We start from the raw sequence: 22,505 nt of genomic DNA, 5'->3' as shown, positions 1-22,505 counted from the left end.
TAGCGCCCCGTTTTATTCATTGCCATCTCTTCCAATGACTTTGTCCAGTTCTGGTAACGCTCGCGGAATACGGAATTTAAAGCGTTTTTGTTTGGTCTGGATTTTGCGCCACATCGACTTCAGTAAATGAGCGCTATTTTCACCATTTTGCATTCCCGACGCACTTTTTTGCCACGATTCACTCGTATCGGCTTTGGTCATTTCTAGCTCGGCCGTATTTAAACGCAATTGTTTGTACAATATGGTCCTTGCTTCAGACCAACGTTTAGCCTTTAACAAACGGTGGAACGTCAACCATGCTGGTGTTGGTCTGTTGCGGTAGTAACGTTTAATGGCTACCGATGAAATAATCACAAAACCCAGCAACATAAGCGTGGAAACAATCCATTCAAAGTACGTTCTGATGAAGGACTTCAACGTGTGCTTCGCGGCAAAAGTTTTGCCCTCTAACATCACCGTTTCCACTTGCTGAGTCTTACTGTTCCACCAACGGAACTCATAATCCGGCAGGGTTAATTCACCACCTTGTTGAATCACGTACACGCTCTCTTCTGTGCGTGTTGACTGGTAATCACCACGTGTTTGCGTATCTGTCAAACGGTGGGGTTGAGGATACGCTTGATAACGGGTTGTTGATTCTCCTTTCAACAAGTCTGGTAGCAATACAGATAGTGAATCTTGAGCCGAAATGGTGATTTTACGCGTGATTGCATCCCCAACTTTGAGTGACTCAGTGGAGGTATCCCACTCTTGCTTTACCTCTACATCTGTTGCAGCAAACCAAGGTGTCTCACCACTCAGCAGGCCCGATGGCAAGACGGTTTTGAACTTAATCGACTGCGTGTAAAGTGTGCCTGATATCTTCTCGCCGTCCGGCGCAGACACCTGAACGCCCACTGCGACAGGTGGAACCACAAAATCACCAGAAGCTTGAGGATACAAAGTCACTTCCCAGCGTTGACGCGACCAAGTTTGCCCCTCTTTTTGCTCAGTAAAGTTGGTTGCTAGTTGATTACGCTGTTTGGCGATAACATTGGGTATTTCAATATTGCCAATTCTCGTACCACCCGTAAACCAACGCGGCGTTGCCACTTCGATGGTTAAAATAACTTGCTCATTGACGCTAAAACTTGGTGTTTTACGCTTCTCTCCAGCCGTTGGTTGTTTACCAACCCACGCTTGTAACTCAACTCCATGCTTTCGTTGAACGTCACGAATATCTTGAGCCAACACACTACTGCTCAGGAGGAAGCCGAAACAGATAACTAACCACAAGGGTAAAGCAAAGTGCGTAAAACGGTGGCTTTTCATCATTGCACCGCCTCCTCTGTATTTTCGTTCGCAGTAGAGGTTGATTCTCCGGTTTCTATTGAACGCAATTGAATCTGAAACTTCGCATTTAAGAAGTATTTAGGATCCGCTTCGACTCGCTTTAACCATTTGTCGGCTAATTCTTGGCTACCTAAGATGTCGTCTGCACTTAACGTCTCTTTAATCATCAACTCCGCTGACGTTTTTTCATCCGCCCCTTCTGCGGTTTGAGGGTTATCGCCTAGCTCGGTTGATGCTTCTTGCTCCGTTCCTGCCTGACTCTCACTCATCCGGTTGATGTCCTCTACAATACCACCAATCACTTTCAAGTTATGCTCAACATCCGGTCTTAGCCTCTCGCTCAACGTTGGCTTGTTGGCTAGGGATTTTAACAAGTCACGTGCAGCCAAATATTCACGCTGACGCGCCAATGCACTCGCCGCATTATAAAGACCGTAATCTCGAACCTCTTCGGACGGGTCGTTTTGCATTTCCAAAAACGCGCTGTGCGCGAGCTCAAACTCGCTAGCGTAGTAGTACGCCGTGCCTTTGCGTAATGGATCGACAAAGTGTTTTGCAGCTTCTAAATACGCTTGTTGGTTGAACAAACGCTGTCCTTGTTGGTCTGGCGTCAGCCACAAATCCCACCACCATTGCGCCACCTTGTCGAAGGTCGTCACTTTTTGCACAACTTGTGGCTGCTCGGCTTTAACAGAAATGTTCTCCGCCATTGCACTGGTCGGCATCAACAGTGTACCGCTCATCATTACAATCACGCACCACTGCACTAACCACCCTTTTCTAAACCACAGCATCATGATCAACGCGATTGGAAACAGAAGTTGATAACCCATGTCTTTCCAAGGCATTGAAGATTCGCCATTAAGCTGCATATTGCGCTCAACGTATCGGTTCAGTTGCTCGATATCACTATTATCGACAGTCACTTCCACCAATCGACCGTTAGTCTGACTAGCCAGTTTTTGTAGAGAATCCAAATCCATTGGGTTGTTACTCACAATGTCAGCATTCCCTGCCGCAAGAATTAACAGTTGATAAGGTTTGCCCGAGAAATACGCTTGGTATTGCTCAATCGTGGCTGGATTAACGCCATCACTCACCAACAGAACGGTGGAGCCTGGTTGACCTTGCAATTGTTGATCAATTAACGGCAAGGCTTTTTCGGCAAGCTTACCTTGCACGGGCATAATTTCTGGCGTAATGGCCGCCAAAAATGGGTCAAATACTTTGCTGTCTTGAGTTATAGGCATTGCGACATGAGCACTGCCCGCGAACACGACTAAACCCGTTTTTCCGCCTTTTCGCACGGCTAGCAAATCGCGTACTTTCTGTTTGGAACGCTCAAGGCGGCTTGGTGGGAGATCTTTTTGCAGCATCGAGTCGCTGTTATCAAGCACCACAAGCATAGAGGCTTTATCTTCGCCAAAGGGAGAAGGTTCTCGTTGCCACGTTGGGCCTGCACAAATCACAATGGCGATGAACACAATTAGCATCAAGAGCTTAAGCGGCAGTTGCTTACGCCAGCCTCGCTCACCTATCGTCAAAGCATTGCGTAAATGTTCGGGCAGAATATCCTTCCAGCTTGGCTCGCTTTCTTCTCGCCAGCGTAACCACACCAAGAAAAACATGGGGATCAAAGCCAGTAACCACAGTGGTCGAATAAAATGAAACTGCGTAAAGAATTGCGTCCAACTAAGAGAATCAAACATCGCTCTCTCCTAATGATGATCGTGTAACAGCCCTTCTTTTAAGTGTTGCGACGCTGAACGCGAGCAAATGCATGATGACCACTAACGCCATCAAGTAATGGTGAAGGCTTTGTTTTGGGCGGTATGTGGTGCTTTCGTAAAGTTGAGGTTCCAGTTTGCCAATTTCGTCGTAGGCAGCCGATAGTTCATCACGGTTGAGTGCTTCAAACGCTTCACCGCCGGATTCTTTCGCAATGCGATGAATCGTGTCCATATCCAACGCGGTTTCACCTATCGTTTCCGGATCGCCCATCGCCATGACGTGTACTCTCACGCCTTTGGCTTTCGCAACTTTCGCCGCATCAATCGGTTCAACAAAACTGCCCGTGTCGTTACCATCGGTTAATACAATCGCGACTTTTTCACGGTTTTGGTCTTGTTCTAAAGCACTACGCGACTTATCGCTTTGCTCAAAAACTTTAATCGCTAAGCCAATCGCATCACCAAGATGGGTACTCTGCCCTGCCATTGCCACATCGGTTTGGTTAAGCAGTTCGAGCCACACTTTTTGGTCTGCGGTAAATGGCGTTTGCACGAAAGCAGCATCACCAAAAAGCACCAAGCCTAATCGGTCACCTTTACGAGACTGAACAAACTCCGACAGCACTTCTTTTGCCGCATCAAGACGAGAAATTTTTTCGCCTGTACGTGAGGTGAAATCTGGCTCGGCCATGGAGCCCGAAAGATCCACCACCACCATCACATCGCGGCCTAAACTCTCGCGAACTTGAGGCTCGCCTAACACGGTGGGTTTTGCCATCGCACACACCACCAAAAGCCATGAAAGAATTAACGTTGCTCGTTGCCACCAACTCGGGGTCAACTGGCTTGCACCTTCTGATGGCGTCTCGCCAATCGCTTCCACCAGCTGACTAAAAAACGGCACTTTGATCGCCATTTGCTTAGTGCGATATGCAGGCACCAAGTAGTACACCACCAACGGCAAGGGCAAAACCAGAAACCACATTGGGTGAGCAAATTCAAAACCAGACAAACCAGTTATCGATGCAAGAAGATCATTCATGTTGACCTCCCTGATGTGCTTTGCGTTTCAATCGTGGTGATTTATTTGCCGCGCTTTTTTGAGCATCACAACGGTGCTCACTCACCCAGTTTTTCGCACGAGCAATAAGCGTTACTCGCTCTTCGTTGGTTAGCGTAACGCTTGGGTCAACAATACTTTGTAGCCAACACTTTGAAAGCTCATCGTTAAAAACCATTTGCGAGTTTGCTTGAGAGTCTCTGGTTTGCGGATACAGCGCATCGAGCTTGCGCAGAAAGGCGGTATCAAACAATTTCGCGTTGCGGCTATCAATATGAATCAGCACTATTTTAAGCACAGAGAACAATACTTTTGGCATGTCTTTGTCGCTCGGGTTGATTTGCGAAATCGCCAGTAGAGCTTCTTTTCGGTAACGATTATGCCACCATTGCCGAGCCAAGCGATATGCGAAATATACCAATGCAATGAACGCAACCGCCGCTAAAATTTTCCAGCCAATAGTTTGCGGGTACCAACTCACGCTAGATGGTACGGCCACATCATGCAGCTCTCTGAGTATGTAGGTACTTGGAGGCGTAGGAAGATCACTCATTTAACGCCCTCCTACCAGTTTTTGGAATTGTTTAATGTGCTCACCTGTCGTATCGAGTTCGATGTGCGGAAGGTGTTTCATCGCCATAAGTTGAGAGAGTGATTGACGCTGTAAGCTAGTTCGAGCCTCAAGCTTTGCGCTCGCAGCTTCTACCTTTGCTTTGCTGTCTAAATTGAGTTGATACTGCCCGTCACCAACCACCCATTTCGATTTTGCCAAATCGTCTGGTAGCGCTTGTTCTAATGGGTCACTGACCATCACTGCAAGAACATCGTTGTGCTGTTGTAGCTGTTTAAGGTGATCAAGGTGGTGCTCCTCGCAGTCGCTCCAGTCGCTGATAAAAATCAAAGTGGATTGCTTGAGCTTCATGCGTTTAATAAGCTCAATCCATTGACTGAACGTTACTTTTTCGGAATTGCAGGAGTCCACATTGAGCGATTGATTGGCTTTAGCGAGACGTTTAAGTTGCGCCAGAAGATCGTTTTGCGAACGCTGTGCCTTGCTGTGAAACAATGCCTGCGGGGATGCGATGACAAAACCGACTCGGTCGCCATCTTTTAATACTCGCCACCCACACATCGCTGCGATCTCTGCCGCGACAACTGATTTCATTACTTGCGTCGAAGCAAAAAACATTGTGCTTCTCTGGTCGACACACACGATTACGTTGCGATCTTTTTCTTCTGTATAGCTGCGCACGTGCGGCTTACCTGTACGCATCGTAACTTTCCAATCAAGGTTACGAATATCGTCACCCAATTGGTAATGGCGCAGCTCTTCGAAGTTCAATCCACGACCGCGAAACAACGAATTGTGTCGGCCAGAGAGTACGCTACCCGCTTTTAGATGAGGAAGTAAACTGAATGATTCTGCTTGTGCTTGCAGACGTACTAAACGAGCATAATCGCAGTACAAACGGGGATCCATCCCCTGTGATTTTGGCGCAAGAGTTGGCTTAGCCATAATGCCTCCCACTTACCCAATTTCTACACAATCTAGCAGCTCTTGTACGACTCGTTGATGATCGACCCCATCTGCCAGTGCATCGTAGGTCAAAGAAAAACGGTGGCCCAATACAGACGGAACCATGGCACGCACATCGTCAGGAGTCACATGGTCACGTCCTTGCATCCACGCATACGCACGAGCGCATTTGTCAAGTGCGATAGAAGCACGAGGACTAGAGCCAATCTCAATCCATTTTGCTAAGTTTGAATCGGCATAACGCTCTGGCTTACGAGTCGCCATCACTAACGCAACGATGTAGTTTTCCACTAGGTCTGATACCACGATGTTTGGTAACTGACGACGCGCTTCTAGCACCACGTCTGGCTCGATGTGTTTTGGCGTAATAATTTCGCTGCTGGTTTCCGCACCCAATTCTTCACTGCGCACCAAACGAATGATGTCACGTTCGGCGTCATCTTCTGGATAATCGACGGTAACCTTCATGATAAAGCGGTCCATTTGCGCTTCTGGCAGTGGGTACGTGCCCTCTTGCTCTACTGGGTTTTGCGTTGCAAGCACCATAAATAAGTCTGGCAATACGTGAGTTTTATCGCCTACTGTGATTGTGCCTTCGGCCATGGCTTCAAGCAGTGCCGCTTGTACTTTGGCAGGTGCACGGTTGACCTCATCAGCAAGTACAATGCTGTTAAAAATGGGCCCAGGTTGAAAGTGGAGTTGCGGCTTACCGTCCAGCTCTTGATAAACCTCAGTACCCGTCACGTCAGATGGTAAAAGATCCGGCGTAAACTGGATTCGACCAAAACTGGTGTTTAACAAGTTCGCCAACGATTTTACGGAACGTGTTTTTGCCGTTCCCGGTAAACCTTCTAGCAGAATATGCCCATTTGTTAATAACCCGATGACTAAAGCTCGAACCACGTGGCTTTGTCCAATGACGCTTTTTTCTGTTTGTTCGATGAGTTCTTTTATCGCTTGTTGTGCGTGGTTCATAGGATACCTTTTCAATGGTTTAAGCCGTCTTTTCGATAGTTAAGTATAAGAACAAATGAAATAACTTAAGGTTATATTCACTATGTTATCTTTGCGGTTCTTGAGATTGGAGAAGTTGTGCAAGACCAACCAACATCGGTAACGCATAATCAAAGAACATTTTGATTCCCGAACACAAATAGTTTAGACCACTCTCACCATTCGGCGTTTTGATCAAACGGTTTTTTGGGCACTCACCCCAACAATAAGGCAAGTAAGGGCATTGCTTACAATACGTCGGCAATGAATCGCGTTTTGCCATGCCAAAAGTATATTGTCTTGTAGAGAAGGCCATTTCATTCAGTGAGTGTTCATGAATGTTGGCGAGTTTGTATTCTGGATACACATAGTGGTCGCAACTGAACACGTCGCCATTGTGCTCAATCGCCAACCCTTTGCCACAAAACTCCGCCGTCACGCAAAGCTGAGACGGTTTCCCCATTACTTGCGCCACCGCGGTTTCAAACAGATTAACCAGCACACGGCCAAGATCGTTATTCACCCACTCTTCAAAGGTCGCCATTAAAAAGCGTCCCCAGTCTTCAGGATCGACTGACCAATCCGTTACAATCGACATTGGATGCCCCGGTTTAGCCAGATCACTGCCTTTGGTTGGGATCATCTGTTCGTTCCAAAACTGCGGCGCGGTTGTTTGGAAGTTGTTGGCTTCTACCACCGGCGCAAACTGAATATAAGTCACACCCAATTCTTGGGTTAAAAATCGATATACTTCGAGCGGGTATTTCGCATTGTGACGATTCACCGTGACCAACGCGTTGAATTTCACGCCATGCGCTTTGAGCTTATCTACCGCTTTCATCACGAGATCAAACGTTGGCTTACCGCTGCGGGTTTTGCGATATTTGTCGTGCAGCTCTCGTGGTCCATCAATCGACAAGCCAACTAGGAAGTTGTGCTCTTTTAAAAACGCACACCACTCATCGTTTAGCAAAATACAATTGGTCTGAAGGTCGTTTTCAATGCGAACGCCTTTCGGCTGATATTTCTTTTGCAAAGCTACGACATTGCGGAAATAGTCCAACCCAAGCAGCGTCGGCTCCCCGCCCTGCCATGAGAATACAATTTCTTCGCCATCCTGACTTTCGATATAGCTTTTCACGAACGCTTCCAATGTTGCGTCGTCCATTTTTGGCTGCTTTTCTTGGTGCAGTAGATTTTCTTTATGCAGATAAAAGCAGTACTGACAATCGATGTTGCACTTTGCTCCGCCTGGCTTTGCCATCACATGGAATCGACGGTCATACGCGCCCAGAACAGGCGCTTTAGACGCCGTTTTAAGAGGAACAATAGGCATAGTAGTAGAATGGCGAGGGGAAATCTTACTCATACGTTTCTCACTATTACATATACCCAAATAACCTCGTGAGCGCTGTACAGCAAAAGTGAAGCTATTTGGGTATATAGCGCTCCAAAAAGCGCTATATAATCTTAATTTACTTAGAAGACTTAGGTACGAACGAACCTGCTTCCATACGAGGCGGGAATTCTTTGAATGTACCCATCACCTCTTTCACTGTATCCATTGCTGGCATCATTAAGAATGAACGCTCGTACATCCAACGAGAATAACCCATGCCTTGATCGCCTCGTTCAAATGGATCAATGCTCAAGTCAAAGATCAGTGGCACACGAAGTTTAGTGAACGGCTTACGCCATACATCCATACCCGTTTCATTCTCTTGAATCATAAAGTGGAACTTGTACTTTCCTTGGCGCAATGCCACAAGATCGCCGTCGTCGCTCCAGTAAACGAACTCATTTCGTGCGGATTTGTCTGACTTACCCGTTAAGTATGGCAATTGGTTGTAACCGTCTAGGTGAACTTTGTAGTCCACATCGCCAACTTTTTTGCCTTTTAGTAATTCGTCTTTAACTTTGGTATCACCTGCCGCAGCAACTAGTGTCGGGAAAAAGTCCTCTAATGACATCATGCCGTTGAATGTTTTACCTGCCTCAATTTTTCCAGGCCATTTAATCAACATTGGCACACGGAAACTCCCTTCCCAGCCAGTGTTTTTCTCTGAGCGGAACGGTGTCATCCCAGCATCCGGCCACAAATCAACCATAGGGCCGTTGTCAGTGGTGTAAACAATGATTGTATTGTCATCCACACCTAACTCTTTGATCTTGTTAAGTAGCTGACCGATTTGGTCATCGTGCTGCTTAACACCATCCGCGTAGAAACCGGCACCTGTTTTACCTTGGTATTCTTCTGGAACATGTGTGAAGTTGTGCATGCGAGTGGTGTTAAACCAAGTAAAGAACGGCTTGTCCGCTTTTACTTGTTTTTCTATGAAGCTTTCTGCGGCATCAAGAAACTCACCATCAACATTTTCCATACGCTTACGCGTAAGTGGACCGGTATCTTCGATTTTACCGTCAGCGTAAGAATGGATAACGCCACGAGGACCAAATTTCTTCTTGAACTCCGGATCTTTAGGGTAATCCACGTTCTCTGGCTCTTCTTCTGCGTTCAAGTGGTATAGGTTGCCGAAGAATTCATCAAAACCGTGGTTGGTAGGAAGATGCTCGTCTCGGTCACCTAAATGGTTCTTACCAAATTGTCCGGTTGCGTAACCCATTTGTTTAAGCACGGTTGCAATCGTCGGATCTTTTTCCGAGATACCTTCCGGAGCGCCTGGTAAGCCCACTTTTGATAGACCTGTACGTTTTGGCATTTGACCAGTGATGAATGCAGAACGGCCTGCTGTCGAGCTTTGCTGTGCGTAGAAGTTAGTGAACTTCGCACCTTCTTTAGCAATGCTATCGATGTTTGGCGTGTTGTACGCCATCATGCCTTGGTTATAGGTACTAAGGTTCCAGTAACCAACATCATCACCAAAGATGACAAGAATGTTGGGTTTGTCCGCTGCATGTGCAACTGCAGATGCAGCGCCCAAAGCTAACGTACATGCGTTAAGTACGAGTTTTTTACTGCTCGTTTTGATCGCATTTTTCATATTATCTCCAAGAGTTCGCTAGTGCGTAAAAATGGTATTCGCTTTTCAATACCATTGTTGATATAAGATAAAGCACTAATTTCAGGCGATAAATGCAGTCAAAATTAGTTAACCTATAAATTAAATTTATGAGTGACGTTATGGACTTGAATTTGATCCAAACTTTTCTTGTTGTTGCGGAGTTTCAATCTTATACAAAAGCCGCGGAACAATTAGGGCTTACACAACCTGCTGTGAGCGCTGCAATAAAGCGTTTAGAGCAAGTCGTAGATAAGCAATTATTCGTTAAAAAAGGACGAGGGATCGCACTAACCTCCACCGCTTATCAATTACTGCCGCAATTCCAGCAAGCGGTTAATATTATTGACAATGCGATATCTGATAAAAATCATTTTGAAGTGTGTTGTTCGGAAATTTTGTTGCACATTATGGACCCAATAAAGAACACTATTTTTTATGAATCACCACCCGAAAAGTTCCTATTATTTGAGCTGTTAAGACAACAAAAAGTCGATCTAGTAATCGATACGGTGATCACGAAAGATGCAGCGTTTATTATTGAAGATGCCTATGAGGAAGAAGCCGTGGTTATCTGTCGTGAGAACCATCCCCGTGTACACGGCACGCTCACAAAAGAGCAATTTTATGAGGAAACTCACTGTTTATTTTCAGGAAAATGGAACAACATGTCGGGGTTCGAGCAACTAGCAAAGGAAACAATTCAAGAAAGAAAAGTCGACTTGATCACATCTTCGCTAGCAGGCATGGCGCTGTATGTCGCCCAAAGAGACAGTTTAGGGATCGTTTCTCAATCTTTTGCAAACAAGTGGAGCAAAGCGCTCAAACTTCAAATTTTGCCCTGCCCCATTTCGATACGCTCTATCCCTTACAAGTTCGTTTACCATAAGCGAGAGGTAAACAACCCAGCCCACATCGCTCTACGTGAAAAAATCAAAGCCAACTTAACGGCAGCCCACTACGAACCAATTTGTTTATAACTCTTGTCAATTGAAGCGTTAGGCGTTTTCGTCATCAAGCTTTCTACAAACCTTAATAGATAGAATTTTACAGATAAAAAAGAGGCTCACTTTAATGAGCCTCTTTCTAGATGTGGAACTTCACTTAGCTTTTCTTACTTATTTGGGTTCTCTTTTAGTTTCTCCATCACTTGATCGAGCGAGAAGCTTGCTGCTTTTTGCCTTGGTGGGAACTCTTTAAACGTTTCAAGGAATCTGCCAACGTAAGCTTGCGCAGGAACAAGCATGTAAGCACGGTCTAGCATCCAATCATAGTAAGTGTTAGAAGTGATATCAGCCACTTCGTAAGGATCCATACGCAAGTTGAAGATCTTAGGAACACGAAGTGTGGTGAATGGTTCAGCCCAAATACGCAACGTACCTTTTGCTCGTTGCTCCATAAAGACCAGCTTCCATTTGTTATAACGAAGTGCAGTTAAGTCTCCATCATCTGAGAAGTAAAAAATTTCTTCACGTGGGGCCTTATCCTCTTTACCAGTCAAATATGGTAGGAAGTTATAGCCGTCTAGGTGAACTTTGAATTTCTTACCATTCGCACTATAACCTTTGAGCAATTTCTCTTTGATATTGTCATCACCCGCGGCAGCAACGAACGTTGGCATCCAGTCCATGTGATGCATGATATCATTCGAAACAGAGCCAGCTTTAATTTTATCCGGCCAACGTACCATCGCAGGAACTCGGTACGCACCTTCCCAGTTGGTATTTTTCTCTCCACGGAATGGCGTTGTGCCTGCATCTGGCCACGAGTTCATGTGTGGGCCATTATCGGTGGAGTAAAAGACGATTGTGTTGTCTTTAATACCCAAATCATCCACTTTTTTCAGCAGCTGACCTACATGATTATCATGCTCGACCATACCATCTGCATACTCGCTGATGCCTGTTTTTCCAGAGTTCTCTTCTTTCACATGAGTACGGAAGTGCATACGAGTTGCGTTCCACCAGACAAAGAAAGGTTTTTCAGCCTTGACTGCACGATCCATAAAGTCGAGTGCCGCATCTAACGTCTCTTCATCCACGGTTTCCATGCGCTTGCGAGTTAGAGGTCCTGTATCCTCAATTTTGCCATCAGCGTACGAACGGATAACGCCGCGCGGACCGAACTTTTTACGAAACTCAGGATCTTTAGGATAATCGACGTTTTCTGGCTCCTCCTCGGCGTTCAAGTGATAAAGGTTGCCAAAAAATTCATCGAAGCCGTGATTAGTAGGAAGGTGCTCATCTTTATCACCTAAGTGGTTTTTACCAAATTGCCCTGTCATATAGCCCATCGGCTTCAGCATTTCGGCAATGGTTGCGTCCTCTTCCTTCAAGCCAAGATCAGCACCTGGAAGCCCCACTTTACTCAAACCTGTTCTAAGAACGGTTTGGCCCGTAATGAAAGTAGAACGGCCCGCTGTACAAGATTGCTCACCGTAATAGTCAGTGAACATCATGCCTTCTTTGGCGATACTGTCTATATTTGGTGTTTTGTACCCCATCAAGCCAAACGTGTAAGCACTGAGATTGGACTGGCCAATATCATCACCCCAAATGACGAGAATATTTGGTTTCTCTGCTGCGATACTGCTACTTGTCGCACCGATTAAAGCGGCGGCAAGAATCGCTAATCGGCGTTTAACGCCATATTTCGCTGTCATATAAACCTCTGTGTGTATTAGAAAAGTGCTTCCTGCAACAGAATGTATAGTTCACAAATAGCGGATAAGCGAATTTACTAAATGAGAATTCTTTCTATCTTTGCCTAACATTACACCGTTATTTGTAGCTAATACGCACTCCAATAGCACTTTAGTTCAGAGCGCCATCGCACCATTCATCACTACTGTTAATCTCAAGTATTAAGATTGTCTACGCATATCACAGTGCTCATAAAGTACCTGATTGCTTTTATATAAATATTAATGATAATACGTTTTACTACTATTAATAATTAAGGTACCCGTGTGCTTGACTCCAAGGTTTCAAATGGAAAAACTTCCCAATGCCAACACAACGGCGTTCACCATAATGATGAGGAGCTATTACTAGATAAGCGCACTCACTCTGTGGTACTCAATTACTTGCCAAACAAGACATCTGTTCAGTTAACAAGCATTCAATTTAAGCTGCTGCAAACTCTCACTCACCATCAAGATCAAGTACTTAGTAAGCCTTTTCTTTACGAAACAGTACTAAAACGTGAATTTACTGAACATGATCGAGCACTCGATATGCACATGAGCAGAATGAGAAAGCGTCTAGTTCACGAAGGCGTTCCAACAGACAGAATTCAGACAGTCCACCGCCAGGGTTACATTTTCAAGCGCTCAGACAATCAACAGAAAAATTAACGCTAATTGACCCAACTTTTGGTAATTGACCGCTTATTTTGCTTTAATTAATGCAAATTCTAATCACGTAAAATAACTCAATGAATTTGCGCTTAATTTTTACACTTTGCATTGCTACTTTGTTTGCCGGCTGTGCAACCTATGCTGGTCTTAACTATGATCAACTGTTTGGTCCACAGCTCGTGCGTGAACGCACTGTTGACGTGGAAACCCCTCAAGCAAACTTCTTCCAAAGCGAAGTTAAACCCATTATGGATAACCGCTGTGTCGTCTGCCACGCGTGCTACGATGCACCATGTCAGCTTAAGCTCTCTTCTGTTGAGGGCATTGACCGTGGTGCGAGTAAAGCACTGGTATATGAAGGAACAAGACTCACAGCCGCAGCACCAACACGCTTATTCGAAGATGCAGAAACAACCCAAGAGTGGCGCGATGCGGGTTTTCATCCGGTTCTCAACGAACGTGATCAAAGCATGGCAGCCAACATTGATGCAGGCCTTATCGCACGTTTGCTACAACAAAAAGAGCGCCACCCATTGCCTGACCAAGTCCAGTTAGAAGGCTTTGACTTTTCGATAGACCGAGAGCAAACCTGTCCGACGATTGAAGAATACGAGCAATACGAAAAGGATAACCCGACCTGGGGAATGCCTTTTGGTATGCCAAACCTATCAAACAGTGAATACCACACACTCATGACTTGGTTGGAAAACGGCGCAATAATGAACGTTCACCGACCTGTTAGTGAGAAAGAGCAAGCGCAAATAGATAAGTACGAAGCATTACTTAACCACTCTGATTTGAAAAATCAGCTGATGGCTAGGTATATATATGAGCATTTATTTTTATCTCATCTCTACTTTTCGGAACTCGATGAAGATCCCCGATTCTTCACGCTCGTCCGCTCTGCTACACCACCAGGACAGCCCGTCAAACGTATTTCAACGCGTCGCCCGTACGATGATCCAGGGGTTGAACGTGTGTTTTATCGAATTATTCCAGAGCAAGGGACCATCGTAGATAAAACTCACATGCCATTCGCGTTAAACAAGCAACGCATAGAGAACTGGAAAACTTGGTTTATTGATGCTGATTACATGGTTAGTCAGCTACCGAGTTATGAACCAGAAGTTGCTGCAAACCCGATGACATCATTCATCGACCTTCCAGTGAAGTCGCGCTTTAAGTTCATGCTAGATAATGCACAAAATACAATAATGGCATACATCAAAGGCCCAGTTTGTCGTGGCCAACTGGCATTGAATGTTATCAATGATCGCTTTTGGGTGTTTTTCCTTGATCCAGATAAAGCAGACATCCCAGAAGTAAATGAGTTTTACCGATCTCAGGCTGATAACCTAAAACTACCGGCAGAACAAGAAAGTAACACGCTACCTGTTACCAACTGGGTCAAGTACGCGCGCCAGCAAGCTCGCTACCTAGAGGCTAAATCTGAGTTCACTAATAACTGGTTTAAAGAAGGTGAAAACCTATCCACCGATGTAATTTGGGACGGTAATGGCACCAACCATAATGCGGCATTAACGATATTCCGCCATTTTGATAGTGCTTCTGTTGTTCAAGGGTTAGTTGGTGAGCAGCCTAAAACAGTGTGGATTCTTGACTACGCGTTACTAGAGCGTATCCACTATTTGCTTGTTGCTGGGTTTGACGTTTACGGTAACTTCGGCCATCAGCTCATGACACGAATGTTTATGGACTTCTTGCGTCTAGAAGGCGAAAGTAACTTTATCTCGTTGTTACCCGCCGATATGCGCCATGAACTGCAATCTAGCTGGTATAAAGATCAAAGCCCGCAGTTGAGTGACTTTTTACAACGAAATGTGAAGCCGTTTAACCAACCAACCAGCGTTCAGTATAAGAGTGACGATCCAAAAACGGAGTTGGTGGAGTTGTTGAGCGAACATGTTTCAGATGTGCTTCTGCCTCGCTACGAAATTCAAGACACGGCTCTTTCTGCGAGTAGTAAAAAGCAACTAAAACGTATTGACCACGTTCGTGGTGAAGGCCTAAAAACCGTTCCGCAAATCACTATGCTTATGGTGAGAAGTCAATCAGGGGAAGATGAACTGTTCACCTTACTTCACAACAATGCACACACAAACATCTCTAGCTTGTTTGATGAAGAAAGTAACCGTGACTTTGCTAACGATGATATGACCATTGTACGCGGCGTTGTGGGAAGCTACCCTGCGGCATTTTTCTCGATCAACGAAAACCAAGTAAAAGATTTTGTCGATCAATTTAGTGCCATCCAAAACGAGTCCGATTACGTTAAGTTATTGGATAATTTTGCGATTCGTAGAAGCTCAGAAAAATTCTGGTCATTTAGCGATCGTTTACATAATTGGTACCGTACAAAACAACCGATCGAATTTGGATTACTTGACTATAATCGTTTTGAGAATCGATGATGATTTAAGGGGGTTCTCATGGGTATCCGAGATAACATTGCCGCTCTTGAACAACAGATTTACGTTGCTTGTTCTGAGGGAGACTACGAAACGGTCAATATGCTTGAGCATCAACTCGAATACTTGCGTGGCAAAGTGGAACATCCTTTTGATGATGACCCTTATGCCCTAGACACTCGATTCGAGTGGGAAGATGACATGACCGAATAGAAAAAACCTCCGGAAAGCCGGAGGTTTTTTTATTTTCAATGCTCGATGGATTACTTCGCCATTAACTCATCCAGAGCTTGAATTGATGCAGACACTTGAGAAACTAAATCATCTTTAGTCGCATTATAGGTATCTAAAGGTTGAGCCGCGGCTTCAATTGCTTGGCAAGCGTTCATTAGCGCAGTTAGTCCTAAACTTCCTGCACTGCCCTTTAATTTATGGGCAAGGTTCTTTACTTCTTTACTATCATTGTCCTCAGCAGACGCTTGCAGTTTGCTTAATACATCAGTGCTGGTGGATCTAAACAGATTAATAATGTGCAACATCTTATCTCTGCCCAAGATTTTCATATCGGACTCAATCACGCTCGGATTAATGATGACCACATCGGGTTCCTTTTTTTGGGGTGCTTGAACGACCTTTGATTGTAGCTCTTGTTCTTGAGGTGAAATTTGATCAAACGGGGTACAGTCGGCATTTTGTGGCAACAACAACGGCTTTCCGTCTAGCGCATCCTGAATCAATGCCGCGAGTGCCTCTTTTGCTAATGGCTTAGGCAAGTATCCGTCAAAACCAGCGGCTAGATAGCGCTCAACTTCTTCCGCAAAAACGTGTGCAGACACTGCAATCATTGGCGTGACGGCAAGCGCTTTATTGGCCGGCTTATTACACTCAATCCGCTTTAAGCGTTGGATCAACTCAGTTCCATCACAATCAGGGAGGTTGATGTCGACCAAAGCGATATCAAAATCTTGTGTGCTGATCAGTTGCTCTGCTTGTGAGCCGTTTTCTGCCATCACGACTTGATGCCCCATGCTTTCTAGAAAGCCTTCCGCGACCACTCGGTTGACTTCATTATCTTCTACTAGCAAGACCTTTGCTTTCACTTTGCAACGTGCGGTTGCCACGGTTCCTGTTTCAACAGGTTCGCTTTCCTCTAACGGAATAGAGAACCAGAATCGGCTACCATTTCCCTCTTCGGAATCGACTTCTAAAACACCGCCCATCGCTTCAATGATTCGCTTACTGATGGCAAGTCCAAGCCCCGTACCTCCAGTTTGGCTCATCCCACCTTCAGCTTGCGTGAAGGCATCAAACAACGTTCTCTGATATTTTTTGGCAATTCCTATTCCAGTGTCTGATACTTCAAACAGGACTTGCGACTCGTCCTCAGGGTTCAGGCTAACGTAGATATCAATTTCTCCTTCGTCAGTGAACTTAATCGCGTTACCAACAAGATTGTTCAGCACCTGACTGATTCTGGTGACATCCCCTTTCCAGTAGCGACTAACATCACTTTCAATATGGTAGGAGAACAGTAGCTTCTTCTCTTGTGCTCGACTGTTCATTAACTGGAAAGTGTCCTCCACCATTTGGTGTAAATCGAAGCCCATGTGACGAATTTCTAAATGCCCCGCTTCAATCTTGGAGTAATCCAGTACATCATTAAGGATCGCGAGCAACGTTTTACCACTACGATTAATGATTTCTGCATAACGCTTTTGAATTGGGTTGAGGCCTGAGTCAATCAGCAAGCGTGCTGTCCCCAACACTCCGTTCATTGGCGTTCTTATCTCATGGCTCATCGTCGCCAAGAATGCCGATTTTGCTCGGCTCGCTTGCTCTGCTTGCTTGCGAGCTTTAGCGTGATTCAAAACCTCTTCATTCAAACGGCGGTTGGCTTGTTTTAACTGCGAAGTGCGTTGCTCAACAAGCTCTTCTAAATGCTCTTTATGCTCCTCAAGCTCTCGCTTGGCTTGAGCTTCACCCTCTGCTACCACTTTTAGTGCTTGCGCGGTATTACGAGCCGTGATGATGGCCTGCCCCATATGCGCCAACTCATCTTTGCCTTTCACTTCCAACTCAACCGCTAAGTTACCCTGTGCCACAGACAGCAACGCAGCGGAATATTCAGCTAACCGCTTCACAACAGAAAGGTACACCACACGCCATAAAATCAGCACCAATACAATCAAACCAACAATTGAAATAACGGTTAGAGACCACTGAGCGAATTTCAGTGTGCTGGTCAATTGGTCTACAGCGACGGTAGTGGTTTTGTTTGAATCATCAACCAATTTGTTGACCGTGCCATTAAGCTCTGAGAACAACTCTAATGTCTTTTGCATCAGTTGTTGTGACTGTTCGTTATTCTCGTATTGCTGCATCAGTATAGAAAATACGACCTGACGCTTACCAAGCTCTATGAGCAGTTGGCTCATTTGCTTAGAGCGCGTAGGATCTTCCACAGCGAGTACACGGCGTTGCATGATTTTGAGGTTGCTATCGAAATCACTTTGAACCTGTTGAATTCGCTCAATATTCGTTAATGTCCGAGCCTCTTCAATCTGATTCAACATTTTAAAGGCCAACAAGTGCAGTTCATGCAATCGCTCAGTCAGATCAAGATCGACCTCCACCAGTGCATCTAGCGCCTGATAAACTTGCGATTTTTTATTCGATTCTAATAAGTCATAAATATGCGTGACGTTAGCAACAGCAATGGTGCTTGTATTCTGAACTTGCGTACGAGTTAGTTGTTCTAGCTCTTCACTGAGCAGACGCATTTCTTCAACACGAGTATCTATCTCTTTTGCAAGCCACAGCTTTTTTTCAACCGAAACACCGAGTTCTGCCAAATTGTCGATAACGTTCTGGACGTTATTCTCTAAAGCTTCTAACAATTGAGAATCGAACGACTCACTCCCGAGCTCCTTGATGTGAGTGAGTAAAGACTCGAGCTGTTCGAACAGCACTCGCCCTGACTCCTTTCTTTCCTGCTCGTTTCTTGCGTTCGACAACATTTGTACAGACGAAATAATACGAGTACTCAACTCAGAGACTTGTCTCGCCTCAATCATGGCGGGAATCGCAGAATCCACGACATTTCTTTCGGTTTTGGCAACCAAAGAAAATCCAGACACACCAATAAGTGCCGATAACATGACCAGTATTGCCATCGCAATGAAAGACAACAAAAGTTTACGACCGATGCTTGCAGTTGCTAGCAGCATATTTTCATGACCTTAATGTTCGTGTTCAGCGACATATTACGTTATATTTTGCAGTGTTTACTTAATCTATGCCAACGAACTTCATTTCATGGTTAAAAATCAACACGCATTTCGCACATTTTTCAAACATTCTGCAGCCACTTTAACCCTAGTTGCTTCTTTGCCAGCGGTTGCCGCAGAGAAAATATGTGCAATATACCCTCACCTAAAGGATTCATACTGGTTGTCAGTAAACTATGGAATGGTGTCCGAAGCGAAAAGAGAAGGTGTCGAGCTACGAGTCCTTGAAGCGGGCGGCTACCCAAACAAAACCCGTCAAGAACAACAACTCGCACTGTGTAACCAATGGGGAGCAGATGCGGTTATCCTTGGGACCGTGGACCCACAGGCTTACGAGCATTCACTTAAAAATTGGGTGGGGAATACTCCCGTTTTTGCTACTGTGAACCAACTCGACTTGGATGAAGAACAAAGTGAGTTGCTAAAAGGGACTGTTGGTGTTGACTGGCATTGGATGGGATACGAAGCGGGTCAATATTTGGCAGCTAGTCATCCAAAGGGGTCAGGAAAAACCAACATTGCCTTACTTTTGGGGCCGCGAACTCGTGGTGGTACGAAACCCGTTACTGCCGGATTTTATGAAGCGATACAAGGAAGTGATATCAACATTGTTGACTCATTTTGGGCAGACAACGACAAGGAGTTACAACGTAACCTAGTTCAACGTGTGATCGATATGGGAAATATAGATTACATTGTTGGCAGTGCAGTGGCGATTGAAGCGGCCATCAGTGAGCTGCGCAGTGCCGGCAAAGCTGAGGAGATCGGTTTAGTTTCTGTGTACTTAAGTCATGGTGTATATCGAGGCCTGTTACGTAACAAAGTACTCTTCGCACCAACAGATAAAATGGTGCAGCAAGGTCGGCTTTCCGTGATGCAAGCAACGCATTACTTAAGAGGTGAAGCTTATGACAAACATGCCTCACCAACCATCAAACCACTGACTCCGAAGACGCTTCATGACGACACGATCGAAGAATCGTTATCTCCGTCAGAATATAGGCCGACATTCCGTGTTAAGGCTGTTGATTGAAAGACCAAAAACGTGTTCTATTGAGTCACAACAATTTTAAAATCATACAAACGGAAACATCTTGATGCAAAAAACCATTCGTACCATGCCAACCCATAAACATGTGGCTTTGGTTGCTCACGACAACTGCAAACCTGAGCTACTTCGCTGGGTAAAAGAAAACAAAGAAAAGCTACAGAGTCACTTCCTTTACGCAACTGGCACGACAGGACACATGCTGAGTAAAGAAACTGGACTTGCGATCAAGAGCATGATCAGTGGTCCGATGGGCGGTGATCAACAACTAGGCGCTCTCATTTCAGAAGGCAAAATCGACGTTCTCGTTTTCTTTTGGGATCCACTGAATGCCGTACCTCACGACCCAGATGTTAAAGCGCTTCTTCGTATTGCTAGTGTTTGGAATATTCCTGTAGCAACGAACCGAGCCACCGCTAAGTTCCTGTTTAACTCCCCTCTTCTTGAGCAAGAAGTAGACATCGAAGTACCGGATTACGAAGCCTATCTTGCTGAGCGCATGTAAGCTTTGATGCCAACCAAATAAAGCAAGGGCGATACCAAGTATCGCCCTTGCTGTTTTTAACATTCTAAACGTTGCATTTAACGGGAAGTCACTATGGGATAGTCACCATTAACGAGCTCTTGAACGAATGCAGATCCCGCGCCAGTATGCGTGATCCAAACCTTCTCTTTCGCACGTGTAATCGCCACGTAAAATAGCCTGCGCTCTTCTGCGTAAGGGAATTTGTCTTTGGACTCCGTCAACGCACCATCAATGTGAATTTGCTTCTTCTTAGCGGGGAATTGCCCCTCATCCACAGAAAGAATAATCACAAAGTCAGCTTCGCGTCCTTTACTCGCATGGCAAGTCATAAAGCGAATATCGAGATTAGGGAAACGTCGCAACCAATCGTCGAACAAATCGGGCTTATGATAATGGTTACGTCCTAGCAATAAAACTGACTTGGTTTGCTTGGCTTGTTGATTCAAGTGATCCAAGATCTTTTCCACTTGATTGCTCGGCGCGGTATGTACGCTCTTCTGCTTGCGTTGTATGTGGCTGTTTAGTGTTTTCGGCAACTGCGATGGGTTTTGCTGCACGAATGTATTCGCTACATCACCAATCTGATTGTTGAAACGATAAGTTGTATCTAAGTGATGAACGGTTGAGTGAGCAAAGCGTTCTTTAAAACCAGTGATAAGATCGACATCCGCTCCTGCAAACTGATAGATCGCTTGCCAATCGTCGCCAACAGCAAATAACGTCGCACCTGCTTGTTTCTGAGTGGATTCACACAGTGCTTCAATCAATGCCAGACGGTCTGGAGAGATATCTTGATACTCATCGACCATAATAAAGCGCCATGGCGAGACAAACTTTCCTTTATTCACATAATCTGTCGCACGACTGATCATGGTTGGGAAATCCACTTGGTTGCTTTCTTTAAGCATTTTCTGCCACGCTGTAAAACATGGCCAGCATAAGGCGAGTTCACTATTTAAACGCGTATAGTCTTGGTGGTTTACGAGCTTTTCTTGTACTTGCTTTTTGGTCAACCCTACCGCCGCTAAATGAGACAGCTGCGAATCTAGCCAAGCGATCAGTTTTGGATTTTCTGAATGGCTTCCTAACTCATCATCCCCTTTTAGGTACGCAATCGGCCATTTGTCTAAATGTTTTTGCCAACGTTTAAAGTTGGTGGGTGTCATCCAATGTTTTTTCAACCAGTCTACACACCATGCCGTTCGTTGATTTTCGTCCAACGCTAAAGGGCTAATTTCGACAGGTTGCTGTTCGACTTGTTTAAGAATATACAAGCCCAACTGATGGAATGTGTTGACGCGCACACCGTCTGCCGCCATGCCCACTTTATCTACTAAGCGTTCTTTCATTTCAGTCGCCGCATCACGACCGAACGCTAACATGAGAAGCTCTTCTGCTTGAGCCTGATGGCTTTGCAACAAATAGGCAACTCGTGCGGTTAAAACGCTGGTTTTGCCCGAGCCGGCACCAGCAAGAACTAAGTTGTGGTCGTCGTTGAGTAATACCGCATATTGCTGGGATAAATTCAAAGGAGAGGATTCAATTTGATTAAACAGCACTTCCCAATTTGGACGTTCTGCTTCTAGCCAATCGCGATTACGCTCACCAAGCGCCGCAGAGGTATCAATGAGCCAAGGCTCTATTTGCGACATACGATTCGGCATTCGCATTTTGGCTTCTTCTAGGGTGGTTTTCATCTCGCTTAACTCTTGGTTAAGACTTTCAACCCAGGAGACCACTTGAGAATGCGATAAGTAAGCAGGCAAGTGCTTTAGTTTGTAAAGCTCTTCTTCCCACCTAGGTAGATACTCAGCCAGTTTTCGGCACTGAGTGTTGTGCCACTCTTGATATTGACGAACGGCCTCAAGCGCGAACTTTCGGCATTGTGGCCACGGTAAACCTTGGACTAGCCAGCTTTGTTGTTTGCCTTCGTGTTCATGAGCAAAAAACTGTAAAGAGCTCCATAATAACCCACGCTTTACGCTAACTTTGCCATTCCAGATCGTAAAAGGAATATGTTCTTCACTGCCTATCGAGCTTAATAAAACACTGTTCTCTTTTATTTCGACGTGATGGTACTCATTTTGAATAAAAAACTGTGCTTTGCTAGTGGCAGTAAGCTGCATGAAACGTGCGCCTTTTAGTTTAGAAGTTGTCGATTTATATCATTTTAAGGCGCTAAATT

17 protein-coding genes are annotated in these 22,505 nt (G+C 45.2%); 6 read left to right on the top strand and 11 right to left on the bottom strand.

The window, feature by feature from the left end; genetic code table 11:
• Positions 1-12: 12 nt before the first annotated feature.
• From R7E47_RS18130 to R7E47_RS18095, 8 genes are all read right to left on the bottom strand, one after another.
• The gene (locus R7E47_RS18130) at positions 13-1,314 is read right to left on the bottom strand and encodes a BatD family protein (protein WP_318084865.1); all 1,302 of its coding nucleotides are present in this window, start codon (positions 1,312-1,314) and stop codon (positions 13-15) included.
• A complete protein-coding gene (locus R7E47_RS18125) occupies positions 1,311-3,041 on the bottom strand; it encodes a vWA domain-containing protein (protein WP_033906483.1) in 1,731 nt (576 codons plus the stop codon). Before R7E47_RS18125 ends, R7E47_RS18130 begins: the two co-directional genes overlap by 4 nt.
• On the bottom strand, positions 3,034-4,104 hold the full coding sequence (locus R7E47_RS18120) for a VWA domain-containing protein (protein WP_318084863.1): 1,071 nt from the start codon (positions 4,102-4,104) through the stop codon (positions 3,034-3,036). Before R7E47_RS18120 ends, R7E47_RS18125 begins: the two co-directional genes overlap by 8 nt.
• Positions 4,097-4,675 (bottom strand): DUF4381 domain-containing protein, encoded by a 579-nt coding sequence (locus tag R7E47_RS18115; RefSeq protein ID WP_017635361.1) that lies wholly within the window; start codon positions 4,673-4,675, stop codon positions 4,097-4,099. Before R7E47_RS18115 ends, R7E47_RS18120 begins: the two co-directional genes overlap by 8 nt.
• The gene (locus R7E47_RS18110) at positions 4,676-5,638 is read right to left on the bottom strand and encodes a DUF58 domain-containing protein (RefSeq protein ID WP_017821549.1); all 963 of its coding nucleotides are present in this window, start codon (positions 5,636-5,638) and stop codon (positions 4,676-4,678) included. It lies immediately after the preceding gene.
• 12 nt (positions 5,639-5,650) lie between these two features.
• A complete protein-coding gene (locus R7E47_RS18105; protein ID WP_005376549.1) occupies positions 5,651-6,634 on the bottom strand; it encodes an AAA family ATPase in 984 nt (327 codons plus the stop codon).
• An 85-nt stretch (positions 6,635-6,719) separates the two neighbouring features.
• On the bottom strand, positions 6,720-8,021 hold the full coding sequence (locus R7E47_RS18100) for an anaerobic sulfatase maturase (RefSeq protein ID WP_115386602.1): 1,302 nt from the start codon (positions 8,019-8,021) through the stop codon (positions 6,720-6,722).
• 106 nt (positions 8,022-8,127) lie between these two features.
• Positions 8,128-9,654: an arylsulfatase gene (locus R7E47_RS18095; protein WP_318084861.1), complete on the bottom strand. Its 1,527-nt coding sequence runs from the start codon at positions 9,652-9,654 to the stop codon at positions 8,128-8,130.
• Between the two features lie 140 nt (positions 9,655-9,794).
• Here R7E47_RS18095 and R7E47_RS18090 point away from each other — a divergent pair, with 140 nt between their 5' ends.
• Positions 9,795-10,652 (top strand): LysR family transcriptional regulator, encoded by an 858-nt coding sequence (locus R7E47_RS18090; RefSeq protein WP_025767859.1) that lies wholly within the window; start codon positions 9,795-9,797, stop codon positions 10,650-10,652.
• Between the two features lie 134 nt (positions 10,653-10,786).
• On the opposite strand, the gene R7E47_RS18085 is transcribed toward R7E47_RS18090, so the two are convergent.
• Positions 10,787-12,334, bottom strand: coding sequence for an arylsulfatase (locus R7E47_RS18085; RefSeq protein WP_258483578.1), 1,548 nt, complete (start codon positions 12,332-12,334; stop codon positions 10,787-10,789).
• A 306-nt stretch (positions 12,335-12,640) separates the two neighbouring features.
• On the opposite strand from R7E47_RS18085, the gene R7E47_RS18080 reads away from it, so the two are divergent.
• The 3 genes from R7E47_RS18080 to R7E47_RS18070 all read left to right on the top strand — a co-directional run bounded on the left by R7E47_RS18080 (position 12,641) and on the right by R7E47_RS18070 (position 15,672).
• Positions 12,641-13,027, top strand: a complete 387-nt coding sequence (locus R7E47_RS18080; RefSeq protein WP_213885837.1) for a winged helix-turn-helix domain-containing protein — start codon at positions 12,641-12,643, stop codon at positions 13,025-13,027.
• Between the two features lie 80 nt (positions 13,028-13,107).
• Entirely contained in the window at positions 13,108-15,462 is a 2,355-nt protein-coding gene (locus tag R7E47_RS18075) for a fatty acid cis/trans isomerase (protein ID WP_258483580.1), read from the top strand.
• An 18-nt stretch (positions 15,463-15,480) separates the two neighbouring features.
• On the top strand, positions 15,481-15,672 hold the full coding sequence (locus R7E47_RS18070) for a hypothetical protein (RefSeq protein WP_005376565.1): 192 nt from the start codon (positions 15,481-15,483) through the stop codon (positions 15,670-15,672).
• Positions 15,673-15,722: 50 nt separating this feature from the next.
• Here the strand turns inward: R7E47_RS18070 and torS are convergent, their stop codons facing one another.
• Positions 15,723-18,686 carry a TMAO reductase system sensor histidine kinase/response regulator TorS gene (gene torS, locus R7E47_RS18065; RefSeq protein ID WP_017821547.1) on the bottom strand — a complete coding sequence of 988 codons (2,964 nt, stop codon included), beginning with the start codon at positions 18,684-18,686 and terminating at the stop codon, positions 15,723-15,725.
• A 43-nt stretch (positions 18,687-18,729) separates the two neighbouring features.
• On the opposite strand from torS, the gene torT reads away from it, so the two are divergent.
• Positions 18,730-19,779 carry a TMAO reductase system periplasmic protein TorT gene (torT, locus tag R7E47_RS18060; protein ID WP_258483590.1) on the top strand — a complete coding sequence of 350 codons (1,050 nt, stop codon included), beginning with the start codon at positions 18,730-18,732 and terminating at the stop codon, positions 19,777-19,779.
• Between the two features lie 64 nt (positions 19,780-19,843).
• Positions 19,844-20,299 (top strand): methylglyoxal synthase, encoded by a 456-nt coding sequence (locus R7E47_RS18055; protein WP_005376571.1) that lies wholly within the window; start codon positions 19,844-19,846, stop codon positions 20,297-20,299.
• A gap of 77 nt (positions 20,300-20,376) precedes the next feature.
• On the opposite strand, the gene helD is transcribed toward R7E47_RS18055, so the two are convergent.
• Positions 20,377-22,446, bottom strand: a complete 2,070-nt coding sequence (helD, locus tag R7E47_RS18050) for a DNA helicase IV (RefSeq protein ID WP_258483581.1) — start codon at positions 22,444-22,446, stop codon at positions 20,377-20,379.
• Positions 22,447-22,505 lie beyond the last annotated feature (59 nt).

This window comes from Vibrio sp. Vb1026 (genome assembly GCF_033338745.1).
GTDB classification, from domain to species: Bacteria; Pseudomonadota; Gammaproteobacteria; order Enterobacterales; family Vibrionaceae; genus Vibrio; species Vibrio alginolyticus.
The sequence above is the reverse complement of the archived record's forward strand: the minus strand, read 5'-3'. Positions and strand labels throughout refer to the sequence as shown.